The organism is Cyanobacteriota bacterium, assembly GCA_025054735.1.
Classification (GTDB): Bacteria; Cyanobacteriota; Cyanobacteriia; order SKYG9; family SKYG9; genus SKYG9.
The window spans coordinates 1-13466 of sequence record JANWZG010000050.1; the positions used below are offsets into that span (position 1 = coordinate 1).

Genomic DNA, 13466 nt, shown 5'->3' on the forward strand with positions numbered 1-13466 from the left:
CTCCTGTAGCTCTGAGCGCTCCTCAAATCAATGGCTAATTGAGCTGATTCGGTAGTTTGCGTAGCGCCTCCTACGGGAGGCGCTTTTTAGTTTAAATGCCTACTGTTCCTGATTGTTCCTAGAAAAGTTGATGGTTCCTTAAAACTAGAAGGCAGTCGTAACCGTTTATTTATCTGCCGTTTCCTATACCCTCTGTGGCAAGTTGGAGCAAGCCTATCGGGATGCAAATCAAGAGGATAATCCAGTGTGGGATGTGGTTGTAGCGGATGGGTTGGCGGATGAAACGTGGTGAGATTTATTACGCCAATTTAGAGTCTGTGCTGGGGGCTGAAACAGGTAAGCGTCTCCGGTATTGATTGTTAGCAATGATGTCAATAACTGGGTATCGACGGTGGTGACAGTGCTGCCGATTACGTCTAACGTTAGCCGGGTGTATCCATTTGAGGTGTTGCTAGAGCCGGAGATAAGTGGGTTGCCCAAACCTTCAAAGGCTCAGGCTCAGTAAATCTGGACGATCGCCAAACAGCAGCTTGAGGATGATGCGTTAGGGTGCTTGTCTGGGGATGTCATGGATTTGGTAGATGCTGCCATCAAGCTCCATTTGGGGCTGGTCTAGGGTCTGCTATGGTGAGGATTGTAGTCATTCTCAAAATTAGTTGACTGACAAATCTTTTTTAGTTGGATTGAACGATGTGAAAACCAACACTACCTCTAAACTCTACAATTCTGCTGGATTACGCTGTCGCTAACCCAGCCTACAAGCGAATCGGAGTTTCAAGAGTTTTGTCAGACAACTAAGTCTTACAACTATCCTGTGACTATCCTGTGATTATTCCCTGACGATCAAGGTACAACTGCTCTCTGATCGGTTGGTTTACTCTGCATGTATGATCGCGGCCAGATGCTTGAACTAGGGATTTGGGTGTAGAGTAGGCTAACAATAGCGTCGAGTTAGAGGCAACTATGGTAGCGATGCAGCGATGGATGGCAGCAGTGGGGGCGATCGTGCTTTCCTTAGCGCTAGTGGCTTGTAGCCCTTACCAGTTTCGTGTGCAGAGTGCAGATGTGCCAGAGATCATCATTCCATCGGCTAGTGGCCCTAGCACCTTTAACCCCGTACTTAACACGTCTTTCTACAGTGTGAATGGGTTCTTGCATCAAGGAATGTTGACAGAAAACGGCCTCACGGCAGAGATTGAACCAGCACTAGCGGAATCTTGGCAAATTTCTGAAGATAAGCGCCGGGTGACGTTTACGCTCCGTGAAGGGCTGAAATGGTCAGATGGCCAGCCGTTAACCGTTGATGATGTGGTGTTTACCTTTCGAGATGTGTACTTAAACCCAAAGATTGAATCGGGTGGTAAGGATATTTTGCGGGTGGGCCTGAAGGGAGAGTTGCCTACGGTGGCGAAGGTAGGCGATCGCCAGATTGAATTCACCATTCCAGAACCCTTTGCTCCTTTTGTTCGATTTGTGGGGGGAGTGCCTATTCTGCCTGCGCATGTATTAAAAGATACGATAAACACTACGGATGAAAAGGGAAACCTAGCATTTTTATCTACATGGAGTCTTCAGGCCAATCCTCGTGAGATTGTGGGTGCGGGTGCCTACGTGATGGAGCGCTACGTCCCAGGGCAGCGGATTATTTTGCGACGCAACCCCTACTACTGGCGCAAAGATCAGCAGGGTAATCCTCAACCTTACATTGAGCGCATCGTTTGGCAAATTATTGAGTCTAGCGATAGCCAGATTGTGCGGTTTCGCTCAAATGAACTAGACACTGTTGGTGTGCCATCCGATGCCTTCCAGTTGGTTAAGCGGGATGAAAAGCGTGGTCGCTACAAGGTCTATAACGGCGGACCAGAACGAACCATGACCTTTGTGTCCTTCAACCTCAATCGGGCTAGTAATGCTAAGGGCAAGCCATTTGTAGATCCGTTGAAATCTGAGTGGTTCAATACCAAAGAGTTTCGGCAGGCAGTTGCTTATAGCATTGATCGAGAGCGGATTAAGCAAACTGTATTCCGGGGATTAGCAGAGTTGCAAAATTCCCCTATTTATTTCAAAAGTCCCTACTTTTTGTCCGCAGAGCAGGGAATCAAAGTGTATAACTATGACCCAGAAAAAGCGAAGGCACTCCTGAAAAAGGCGGGGTTTCGCTACAACAGCAACGGAGAGTTGGAGGATGCTAAAGGCAATCGTGTGGAGTTCACTATTTTAGTGAAGGCAGAAGAAAAGTCACGGGTGGATATGATGAATCGCATCCGGGCAGATTTGAGCGCGATCGGCATCAAAGCTAACCCTCAAGTCATCAGCTTTAACTCGATTTTGGAAAAACTTAAGACCCGCGATTGGGAATGTTACGTGGGTAAGTTTGCGGGTGGCAGTGTAGACCCCCACAGTGGTTTTAACATTTGGTATAGCCAAGGTGAAGCGCATCAGTTTAACCAAGGGCAACGCTCTGGTGAACCGCCTATTCAAAATTGGCAAGTGAGCGATTGGGAAAAGGACATCGATCGCCTAATGATTGCCGCATCTCAAGAATTGGATGAAGCCAAGCGTCGTGCTCTCTATGTGGAATTTCAGCAACTAGTGCAAGAACAAGTTCCTTTTATCTACTTGGTGAATGAGTTGAACTTTGAGGCCGTGCGCGATCGCATTCAAAATCTTAAATTCTCGGCCTTAGGGGGTTCCCTGTGGAACCTGTACGAGCTGAAGGTGAAATAAGCTAGTCATCAGCTATGTCGGCTAGTGGAACTTGATTGCACTATTCATAGTCCAACATCCACTAGTTACTGGATCAATAGCTATGAAGAGTCTACAACTATCCCTAGTATCCCTAAAATCGTCTGCTTGTTACTTGTCGTTTATCCAGCGATCGCTGTCTGCTGTGACTGTCAGCATCATTGCACTGTTAGGCATGGGGTTGCCTTTAATGATGCCATCGCTGCCAGTTCTTGCCGATGATGACGATCGCCGCTCAGCCCATCCTAAAGCCTGTGAACGAGATTATGTCTTGCCCAATGGCTCCCTAGACCCACACCGGGGTCATTTCAGCCTGGCGATTAACCAGCGTCAAGTAACTCTACCCGAAGTAATTGCGCGGGTATCAATTATGGCAAAGCGCCCAGACGGTTATCTCAACGAACGGTTTATAGGCGACTTTCGCTACAAAATGAATCAGCGAGCCAAGTTTATTCGGGGGGTTAACCCAGGCGATCGTGTCATCGTGCGTTTGTTTACAACCCAACAGCAACTCATTGGCTATAGCGCCTTTGAACTGCTACCCGATAATGCGGCTGTGCACTTGGTGCTATCTAGCAATCCCTTACAAACAAGGGTAGTTCGCACGGTGTATGGCTTTGATGCCAACGAAGATGGGGTTATTGATACCAATCGCACTAGTTACAGCTACTTTACCCAAGTCACTGGTGCTAACTGGCAAACCAGTCAGGTTACCTTTTTGAAACAAGTACAGGCTGTCAATGTCTCGATGTTTCAAATTGCGGGTTTACCCAATGTCAGCCCTATCAGCGCTTGCAGTTGCTCGTTTAGCCGAGGGCGGTTTGCCTTGCTCGATCGCACCCTATTGGTGTTTAGCCCCGGTCTAGCTCCAGCCCTAGTTTCACTCCCAGGTCAGACAGTGCAAGTTATTACTGTCAGCGATCGTACCCTCTCCATCTATGAAGTCAGTCGCCAAGTAGTAACCTATCAACAAGTTGGGTTCACGACTGGCACAATGACTGAGTTGATTGGCGTAGTCAGTGGAGATGATGACGATGATGGTCGTCGCCGTCGCCGTCGTAACTGCAATCAAGGCATTGGCAATGGCCCTGAAGGATGCGACCCTGGTAACTCTCGACCTCGCGGTGGCAGCAACGACGAAGGGGGCCGCCGTCCTGGTCGCAATCGTTAGTCCTGTCCCCATTAAGCACGAAAGTATGGTAAGAGATCGATGTACCGTTGTCTGGTGCATTGATTTTTAAGCCACTAGTTGGGAGGTCAGGAAATTTATGCAAGTTAATGAATTGGGTTTTATTGCTACTCTATTGTTCGTACTTGTTCCAGCAGCGTTTCTCATTATTCTCTATATCCAAACAGCTAGCCAAAACGCTAACAAAGGCTCCTAGGGGAGTAGGGTAACGTTGACCTTAGGGCTACGGGAACTGTGTCTTCAAGACTGTGGCCACAGTTCCCATTGTTACGGCAGCACGGTCACGATAGTACCAACTTCGACTTGATCGTAGAGCTCCACAACGTCCTGGTTCAGCATCCGAATACACCCATGGGATACAGCCTGCCCAATTAGGTTTTCCTCATTGGTTCCGTGAAAACCCAACTGGGTGCGACCATCTGTCCAAATGCCAATCCAGCGCGCCCCTAGAGGATTATCTGGCCCTGGCGGAATTATCTGCCCAGAGCGAAAGCTCTTAAACACGGGGTTGACTTCTTTAGAAAAGACGCGGTAAGTGCCAATAGGGGTTTCCCACCCTGGTTTGCCTACGGCAATCGGGTAACTAGCTTGCAAAATACCTCCGCGATATACGTAGACTCGGCGGTACGATCGCCGCACTACTAAATGAGTTGTATTGCCCAGCATAGCCCCAATGTGTAGAGTGGGCATAGGGTTACCTGTCTGAATGTTGGCCGCAGTCGTAGACAATTTCTGTTGAGCGCCAACATGCCCAGCAGTACTAAACACCACTACACTAGCAATTGCCAACGATCGCAGTCCCCATGCTGTAGTCATGGTTGCTAACTTTCCTCCACTAGGCCAGATCTGCAGGTCATATGGGATTTGATCCAGAATTTTAACCAGATTTTGCCGGTTGTCACTGGAGATTTTGCCGTTGGGTGCTGGTGGATGACTAGCACACTGCATTCCCCACTGAATCATGGAGGCTGGTACACTCTAACGTATACTTCAATGCATGACAGAGGTGCTGCGATGACAATGCTGCGTGGTGAGCCGATGCCTTGGCAGACCAATACGAGTGAATCTTACGTGCCCATTTTTCATGAGGGGGCGGTTGTAGGGTTTTGTAAGCCAAACTATGCCTCCCGAATTGTAGATAGCCTCAATGAAGACGAGGTGCTCCACAAAGCCATGCGGGCAGCCTGTGCTGACTTGCTGCGCCACCAAGGGGGTGACCCCAGTCAACTGAATGGACTAATCAAGAGTTATATCAGCCAAGCTCAACGTCCGCGATCGGGTACGCCTGCTATTGCTATGTTATTGCGCGATCGCCAAGACGAGTTGGGGGTTAAAGATGCAGAATTTGTGCAGTTTTGTAACATTAATCGCCTATCCCCAGAATGGTTGAAGGACATTTACGCCGGAGAGCCAATTCCTGATCGCTTATTGGGGCCATTGGCAAAAATTCTCGCGATTACGGTTGAAGAGCTAGTTGACATTCGGGATGGTAAATCTACCCACTGACCATCAGCTCTCAGATGATCCAGCAGCCTCTAAACTACCTCGCTATGCAGCTAACGTAGTCCGTCAGCAAGGTAGACAGTGGATTGTACGGAACAATGGCGATCGCTTGCCTAGTGTCACCACTATCTTGAATGCTACGCGCTCGGTTGACCAGCTAGAGGCATTAGTCGCATGGCGACAGCGGGTAGGAGCCGCAGCAGCCGCCCAAATTGCCAGCACAGCTAGTCGGCGAGGTATTGGTACCCATCGTCAGATTCAGCACTTTCTAGAAGGCCAGCCAGTAGATTGTCCGCCGACGGTAAAGCCCTACTGGGATAGTTTTTTGCCCCTACTCCAGACCTTGCAACCAGTGCGCCTAGTCGAGGGCTATGTCTTTCACGATGACTTACATTACGCAGGTCAGGTCGATTGCATCGCTACCTACCAGGGGATCCCCTGTGTGTGCGAATGGAAAACCGCCGATCGCCCCAAGGGTTCAATCGATCGTCTCTACGACTATCCATTGCAGTTAGCTGCTTACTGTGGGGCTGTCAACGCTACCTATGCTGAGTACAACTTAAATATTACCCATGCCTTGCTGGTAGTCGGCATTCCCCATCAGCCTGCGGAGGTCTTTTGGTTTCCACCTGCACAGTTAGCCCCTTACTGGCAGCAATGGCACCAACGGCTCGATATGTACCATCGCCTACAATCACCGATAACTTTGTAGTTGACCTGCATTGACAGTTAACACTTGGGATGAGTTAAGCCATTGAGCATCAAAGGCTCCTAGGTGAGTGGTAGTAATCAGGGTTTGAAAGCGATCGTGAATCACCTCCAAGAGCTGATTTTGGCGCGTTAAGTCCAACTCTGCCAACACATCATCCAGCAATAACAGCGGTGGCTCCTGCACGACCTCTTCAATTAACGTCAACTCCGCTAGCTTGAGGGCTAGGACTAGAGTGCGCTGTTGGCCTTGAGAGCCATACTGACGAGCTGGAGTCCCATTGATCAGAAACTCCACATCATCTCGATGGGGGCCAACTAGGGTGCTACCCTGACGCTGCTCGGCGATCGCCTGCTGCTGAATTTTTTCCAAAAACGCCTGCTGAACTTGGGTTGGATCGTCCACCTTTCTACCATCTATTGCTGATATATCCACGTTGGGGGCGTAATGAAGACTGAGGACTTCTGCACTGTTACTAATGGCGCTGTGCCACTGCTGTGCTAAGGGAGCTAACCGATATAAAGCACGGGCGCGCCGACGGATAACACGGGCACCAATCACAGCTAGTTGGGCATCCCAGGGTGCCAGTTGAGTCGCGATCGAGTCTGTAGGCTGATGATCTAGCTCCCCATGAGTATGCCACCTTTGCCCCTTTATCCCCCTCAGTAATGCATTGCGTTGACGTAAGACTTGGTGATATTGCTGCAAAATGTGGGCATACACAGGTTCTAGTTGAATCAGCAATGTATCCAGCCAAGTACGGCGCCGATCTGGCCCACCACGCACTAGCTCTAAATCTAAGCTAGAAAATTGCACCGCACTGAGACTACCTAGAAAGTCAACTTGGCGGCGTAGGGTTTCTCCATTGCGGGTTAGGGTGCGTCGGCCACTCACTCGTACACTAATAGCCAGTTCAACTAGACCTGTGTCTCGTTCTAACAGCGTTGTGATTTGTCCGGTAGAGGCACCTGTTTGCACTAAATCTCGATCGCGCCCTGTGCGATGCGACCGTAACGTCGCCAATAGCTCTACGGCTTCTAACAAGTTCGACTTACCTTGGGCGTTGTCTCCCACCAAGATGGTTTTAGGGGCCAAAAAATCCACCTGTTGGTCAGCGTAGTTGCGGAACTGTCTCAGAGACAAGGTTTTTAGATACATCTACAGCCAATTCGTATCTAGGGCCAATGATGGTTGGCAATATGCTCATGTACTCAGCACCATAGTCGCAGCAACCAATGTTATCAGGCCATCTGCAACATCGATTGCTAGGGCGATTGGAGAAAAGCTCCCCGAACATCGTTTTACGGAGTCTTCCGCCAAGTGGCGGATTTTTGCTCAGTCCAACTGCTGGAACTATCCGGATTTAGGCCATAATAGTTGTATACCAGATGGATAGCCCCCATAGTTGATAGTATGTCAGTGATCAGTGTCAACGGTGGCATGTGCTGTCTTTCATATTACTGGGGATCTACCACGAAACTGATTATTCCTATCGTTTGCTGCTAGTTCATAGAAGCTGACCTGTGAACTGCTGCTGTGACTTACCGTCTACGGTCACTGGTGGCCTATAGATGTAACCATCTGGCCATTGATGGATTGATTACAGACGAGACAAATCTATCAGGATTGCAACTGGGTTCTTGAGTTGCAAGGGTGCGATCGCCAAGAATTCATCTCTCTACTTAGCAGGTGGTCACAGCGCAGCCTATCGTATCAGTAGTTTGGGGTTTGACATGATTGGAAAACAGGAATGCCTAGCGATCCTCCAAGCGGGACAAGAGCACTGGAACCAATGGCGACGGGAAACTATAACCACCACAATTGACCTGTCTGGCGTAGATTTAAGTGGCATGGACTTGAGCCATTTTAACCTTGTGCGGGTTAACTTATGTGGTGCAACACTGCGAGAAACCTCTTTGAATCATGCAGACTTACGTCGGGCAGAGTTGTCAGATGCTAACCTGTGCCACGCGCAGCTCCGGCAGGCAAACCTGAGTGCTGCCCACTTGATGAATGCCTCCTTGGTTGGTGCAGACCTCAGCGCAGCTAATCTTACGGGTGCTATTCTGAGTCGAGCAAACCTAAGTGGAGCTAACCTGATTGGGGCTAATCTTACCCGCGTCAAACTCATTGAGGCCAATTTACTGGGAGCCATCCTCACCCATGCTCAGTTACAACGTGCCTATTTTGTGCGGATTAAGTTGGCTGGGGCTAATTTTAGTCGTGCTAATTTGAACAAAATCAATCGTCTAGCTGATTTGTCGATCGCTAACCTACAGGATACTATCTTGGAAGGAGCTAATTTGCAGGGTGCTGTCATGCCAGATGGTATCGTTCACTACTAGTTTGCTCGGAGACTATACCTTACAAATAAGGCAAGTCCATCGTCGATCGCTAGATAGCGTCACGTATCGCTATAGTCTTGTTATGACCCAGTGATAACGTACCAGTGGCTCATTTCTAGTAGAACTATAGGAAGACGGTGTATGACTCTGGGCTAACAACGGCTGACAACGGCTAACAACTATGTGCATAGGCAAGTTAACCTGCCCGTAACATCACTATCGGTTGTTGATAGGGTGACATTTACGGCTGCCTGCTCATGGTTGAGCCTAGCTCGGACATATCCTGTTACAGCTTAACTATGGCAGTTTTTAACACCATGATATTGTTGCCGCTGGGTGACGAAGATTTGCTGACTGGCCTTAGCTTGCTGGTAGGCCTATCGCTAGTAGGCCAGATATGGCAGTGGATTATGTGGCGACGGCTGTTATCTAGTTATAAGATTGCCCCCTCAGCTATGGGCAATAATTCCACCCTCGGCAAGATTGATGCTGGCTCAGACAACATACTTATTCAAACGGAGCAACTGAATCAAATCCAACAGCTAAACCAACAGCTTGAGCGGCTGGTTCAAGAACGGACTGAACAGCTACGACTTGCCTATGATTTTGAAGCCAGTCTGAAGCGTATTACTGATCGTGTCCGCGATAGTTTGGATGAAGATCACATCCTACAGACTGCCGTGAAGGAGCTAACGATTGCCGTGGGTGCCTTAGGATGTAACTCTGCCGTCTACGATTTAGATGAACAGCTATCTACCATTCGGTATGAATACACAACAACCTGTGTACTGAATGGACGGGTGCTAAAGATGGCCAATTTTCTAGAGGGCTACAGGCAATTGCTGGCAGGACAGTTTTTTCAGTTTTGTTCACTACAGCCGAATCCAGAGCGGGGACGAACCTCAATGCTGGCTTGCCCCATTCAAGATGACCAAGGAGTGCTGGGAGATTTGTGGCTAGTGCACCAGCCCGATTATGCCTTTAGTGAGCAAGATATTCGTCTGATGCAACAGGTTGCAAACCAATGTGCGATCGCCATTCGCCAAGCTCGGTTATATCAAACTGCCCAAGGACAAGTACGGGAGCTGGAGCGACTCAACGCCCTTAAGGACGATTTCTTGAGCACTGTTTCCCATGAGCTACGCACCCCAATTTCTAATGTCAAGATGGCTATTCAAATGTTAGAGATGGCCATCAATGATCAAGTTTGTTTCACAGCTCAACAGCCAGAGGGCGCACCTGATGGTCAATCCCTGATCCCTAGCCCGTCTGTAGGGTCATGGAACCTAAAACCAGTCACCAGTAAGGTACATCGCTATCTGCAAATTCTGAAAGACGAGTGTAATCGAGAAATTGAACTGATTAACGACCTATTAGACTTGTCTCGATTGGATGCCAATGCAGAACCGTTGATGCTAGCAACTTTAAACCTACTTGACTGGCTGCCTCAACTGATTAAGCCGTTTGCAGAGCGCATCCGCAACCAACAACAACAACTTATTGTCGAACTTCCCGACCAACTACCACCCCTGACGACTGAAGTTGCTAGCCTTGAGCGCATCTTGACAGAACTCCTGAATAATGCTTGTAAATACACACCACCAGGGGAGACTATTAAGCTGACCTGTTGTGTCATTGACCAGAGCCTGACAGAACTAAACTCAAACTGCCATGGCCAGTTAATAACACGACCCAATTCCCTAGGGCCATTACGTTCATCACCTCCTCCGGCACTGCCTTCTCTAGGCTTGCAAATTGAGGTGAGTAATTCGGGAGTAAACATCGACAAGAGTGAGTTGACTCGAATTTTTGATAAGTTTTATCGCATTCCCAAAAACGACCCTTGGAAATATGGGGGCACTGGCCTAGGGCTAGCGTTGGTGAAAAAGCTGATTGAGCGCCTACAGGGCAACATTGAGGTGGATAGTTCATCCTCTTGGGTGACGTTTCGGGTGACGATGCGATCGCTGCGAGCGTAAGCTCGTGACTACAGAATTTGTGCTAGGAATTGCTTGGTGCGCTCTTGTTGGGGATTTTGAAAAAACTCTTGAGGCGTAGCTTCCTCAATTAACACACCACCATCCATCAAGAAAATGCGATCAGCAACTTCGCGAGCAAATCCTACTTCATGGGTAACGACCACCATAGTCATGCCAGAGCTAGCCAAGGAGCGCATTACATCCAATACTTCCCTCACCATTTCTGGATCCAGCGCTGACGTTGGTTCATCAAATAACATGATTTTGGGTTGCATGGCCAAAGCCCGGGCGATCGCCACCCGTTGCTGTTGCCCCCCTGACAACTGCCCTGGATATTTGTGGGCCTGCTCCAAAATTCCCACTCGCTCCAGCAAGCCCATGGCCATCGCTTCCACCTGCTCCTTGGCTTGCCGACGTACCCAAATAGGCGCAAGGGTAATATTTTCTAGCACTGTTAAATGGGGAAATAGATTAAATTGCTGAAATACCATACCTACCTCCCGACGCACCGCTTCAATGTTGCGCAGCTCTTGGGTAAGGTGAATGCCATCAATAATAATTCGTCCCTGTTGGTAGTCCTCTAAAGCATTAAAGGTGCGAATTAGGGTAGACTTCCCAGAACCAGACGGCCCCATGATTACCACAACTTCCCCTTGGTTCACAGCCAGAGATACACCCTTCAACACATGAAACTCGCCTTGGGCATACCATTTGTGGATATTTTCAGCAATCAAGATTGGATCAGCCATGGATTTCCAAGAGCACCAAGTGTGATGGTCATGCCCGAATTATGGGCTAGCCTGCGAGCCAAATTATGAACCAAAATCGGGAGGTGTGCTGTAGTAAGGCATGGGTGCACGCTGATAATAGCGACGATACAGCAACTCCAACTGGCCACCATATTCCTGAATCAAAGCAATTTGACGGATATACAGCCCCCGAAACGTATTCGCAAATAGCAACGTAAAAATTGCTACCACTAACCCACTGGCGGTAGAAATTAACGCCTCACCAATACCAGAGGTAACACCACTAGCTTGACCAGTGCCAATGTCACCGAGCCGCAATGAGGCAAAGGAGCTAATTAGTCCCAACACAGTGCCTAGCAGTCCCAATAGTGGTGCAATGCTGATAATGGTCTCAAATAGGGTATTGAATCGCTTCAACAGGGGAATCTCTGCCTGCGCTGCGCTCTCTAGGGCAAGGCGAAAGTCTTCAGGCGTAGCTTGGTCGAGTTCCAAAGCTGCCAGGAAAATGCGAGCGATCGGCAAATCAGCGTTTTGCTCTAGCTTTTTGAAGACCGCCGATGGACTGCGGCGATAGAGAGCTAGCACCTCACGGACAACTCGATCTTGACGATTTGCTACCCGGATCCAAAACAATGTCCGCTCTAGAATTAGTGCAACCGACAAAATAGAGAACCCCAGGAGGGGAACCATGACGATGCCACCAGCAACAAACAAGTTCTGAAGAGGCATAGGCATTAGCTATAGTGCAGTGCGATCGGTCAAAATTTCATAGCCAGTTTCAGTCACCAAGACCGTATGCTCAAACTGGGCAGACAGACAATTGTCCTTAGTAACCACAGTCCATTTGTCCGACAGGATTTCGGTTTCCTTAGTGCTCATGTTAACAATTGGTTCAATCGCCAACGTCATGCCTGCCCGCAACTTCACATTGGGCATTTCGTGAGTCCGAAAGTTAAAGACCGATGGCTCCTCATGCAGGTTGCGACCTACTCCATGACCTGTATAGTCTTCAACAACCACGTATCCGTGGGCTTCAACATGATCTTGCACGGCTCCAGCAATATCCAGCAAGCAATTACCAGCTTTCACCTGTTCAATGCCTTTGTAGAGAGCTTCTTCAGCTACCTGCATTAATCGCCTTGCCTCTGGGCTAACGGTGCCCACTGCGATCGTAATGCAAGAATCTCCATGGAAGCCTTGAAAATAAGCACCAGTATCTACCTTCACCAAGTCTCCCTCACGAATCACCTTCTTGCGACTTGGAATACCATGCACAACCTCATGGTTAACACTGGCACAGATTGATGCCGGGAAGCCACAATAGCCTTTGAAACTAGGGGTAGCCCCCATTTCTCGAATGCGCTTCTCTGCATAGGCATCTAAGTCTGCCGTTGTCATACCTGGTTGAGTAATACTAGCAATTTCCTTCAAAACAGTCGCTACAATGCGCGATGCCTGCCGCATGATTTCAATCTCACGGCGAGACTTAATTTCCACGCCCTTGCGAGACTTTTTGATGACAGGAGCCTGGGGAGATGGAGAAAGCAGACCAAAGATATTCATGAAATCTACAACGTTTGGATTAGAAGACTATCGAACTAAGAGTGAATAACCACGCTTAAACTGTTGATGAAACCTTAAGAGTCACCATTACTTATACTACTGTGTCTTTTGACTAAGAGTCTTGGTACACACTGTCGATTATCATACCTGGGTGCTGGTTTTAGTGAATGTTCTAGCTATACTTCACGTCGATGCTTCTCAGCTAGTCAGGTCAATTGAGAGCATGTCACCTTTGCAGGCCCTCATCCCCCAGTCTGTCTCTGCCCCCCTTGGCCCTCCACAAACAGGGGGTTAGGGAGCAGGGGAGCCAAGCCATCTCACAAGTTGGGAGAGCGATTTAGGGTGAGGACACAAGTAACATGCACCCAGTTAATTTCCTCCTGAGGTGGTTTTATTAGCAACCAACTGATTGATGACAACAATGGTTGCCGATGAAGCGTAGAACCAGGATTTACACTGAATCTGAATTAAATTGGCTTAAACTGACGTTTGAGTAAGTGGTGACGGCGCTTGAACAATACTCAGCGGTTAAAACTGCAACTACATAACCCAATAGGTTTATGTAGACTCAGGTAACAATCATGTCCTAGACAATATCTAGACAATATCTAGACAATGTGGTGAGGTATACAATGGTTCATCATCAGCATGTTATTCGAGTGCAGACTACTGGTAAATCTCTAT

At 48.5% G+C, this 13466-nt stretch carries 12 protein-coding genes and 1 pseudogene; 8 read left to right on the forward strand and 5 right to left on the reverse strand.

Annotated features, from left to right (window positions below):
- Window positions 1–278: 278 nt before the first annotated feature.
- The 4 genes and pseudogenes from NZ772_04045 to psbM all read left to right on the forward strand — a co-directional run bounded on the left by NZ772_04045 (window position 279) and on the right by psbM (window position 4130).
- Window positions 279–616 (forward strand): annotated as a pseudogene (locus NZ772_04045) (type II toxin-antitoxin system PemK/MazF family toxin).
- A gap of 347 nt (window positions 617–963) precedes the next feature.
- Window positions 964–2727: an ABC transporter substrate-binding protein gene (locus NZ772_04050; protein ID MCS6812730.1), complete on the forward strand. Its 1764-nt coding sequence runs from the start codon at window positions 964–966 to the stop codon at window positions 2725–2727.
- Between the two features lie 82 nt (window positions 2728–2809).
- Entirely contained in the window at window positions 2810–3916 is a 1107-nt protein-coding gene (locus tag NZ772_04055; GenBank protein MCS6812731.1) for a hypothetical protein, read from the forward strand.
- Window positions 3917–4013: 97 nt separating this feature from the next.
- Window positions 4014–4130: a photosystem II reaction center protein PsbM gene (gene psbM, locus NZ772_04060; protein ID MCS6812732.1), complete on the forward strand. Its 117-nt coding sequence runs from the start codon at window positions 4014–4016 to the stop codon at window positions 4128–4130.
- Between the two features lie 71 nt (window positions 4131–4201).
- Here psbM and NZ772_04065 read toward each other — a convergent pair whose 3' ends face one another.
- On the reverse strand, window positions 4202–4750 hold the full coding sequence (locus tag NZ772_04065) for a L,D-transpeptidase (GenBank protein MCS6812733.1): 549 nt from the start codon (window positions 4748–4750) through the stop codon (window positions 4202–4204).
- A gap of 198 nt (window positions 4751–4948) precedes the next feature.
- Here NZ772_04065 and NZ772_04070 point away from each other — a divergent pair, with 198 nt between their 5' ends.
- Entirely contained in the window at window positions 4949–5440 is a 492-nt protein-coding gene (locus NZ772_04070; GenBank protein ID MCS6812734.1) for a hypothetical protein, read from the forward strand.
- Window positions 5421–6149 carry an exonuclease gene (locus NZ772_04075; protein MCS6812735.1) on the forward strand — a complete coding sequence of 243 codons (729 nt, stop codon included), beginning with the start codon at window positions 5421–5423 and terminating at the stop codon, window positions 6147–6149. The genes NZ772_04070 and NZ772_04075 overlap by 20 nt, the downstream gene beginning before the upstream one ends.
- On the opposite strand, the gene recF is transcribed toward NZ772_04075, so the two are convergent.
- Window positions 6132–7304, reverse strand: a complete 1173-nt coding sequence (recF, locus tag NZ772_04080) for a DNA replication/repair protein RecF (protein ID MCS6812736.1) — start codon at window positions 7302–7304, stop codon at window positions 6132–6134. The two genes, NZ772_04075 and recF, sit on opposite strands and share 18 nt — an antisense overlap.
- A gap of 482 nt (window positions 7305–7786) precedes the next feature.
- On the opposite strand from recF, the gene NZ772_04085 reads away from it, so the two are divergent.
- Together NZ772_04085 and NZ772_04090 are read left to right on the forward strand one after the other, a co-directional pair.
- Window positions 7787–8491 carry a pentapeptide repeat-containing protein gene (locus tag NZ772_04085; GenBank protein MCS6812737.1) on the forward strand — a complete coding sequence of 235 codons (705 nt, stop codon included), beginning with the start codon at window positions 7787–7789 and terminating at the stop codon, window positions 8489–8491.
- Window positions 8492–8790: 299 nt separating this feature from the next.
- Entirely contained in the window at window positions 8791–10470 is a 1680-nt protein-coding gene (locus NZ772_04090) for a GAF domain-containing sensor histidine kinase (protein MCS6812738.1), read from the forward strand.
- Window positions 10471–10478: 8 nt separating this feature from the next.
- Here the strand turns inward: NZ772_04090 and NZ772_04095 are convergent, their stop codons facing one another.
- From NZ772_04095 to map, 3 genes are all read right to left on the reverse strand, one after another.
- Window positions 10479–11219 (reverse strand): amino acid ABC transporter ATP-binding protein, encoded by a 741-nt coding sequence (locus tag NZ772_04095; GenBank protein MCS6812739.1) that lies wholly within the window; start codon window positions 11217–11219, stop codon window positions 10479–10481.
- A 63-nt stretch (window positions 11220–11282) separates the two neighbouring features.
- Window positions 11283–11948, reverse strand: coding sequence for a MotA/TolQ/ExbB proton channel family protein (locus tag NZ772_04100; protein MCS6812740.1), 666 nt, complete (start codon window positions 11946–11948; stop codon window positions 11283–11285).
- Window positions 11949–11957: 9 nt separating this feature from the next.
- Window positions 11958–12782 (reverse strand): type I methionyl aminopeptidase, encoded by an 825-nt coding sequence (gene map, locus NZ772_04105; GenBank protein ID MCS6812741.1) that lies wholly within the window; start codon window positions 12780–12782, stop codon window positions 11958–11960.
- Window positions 12783–13466: the final 684 nt, after the last annotated feature.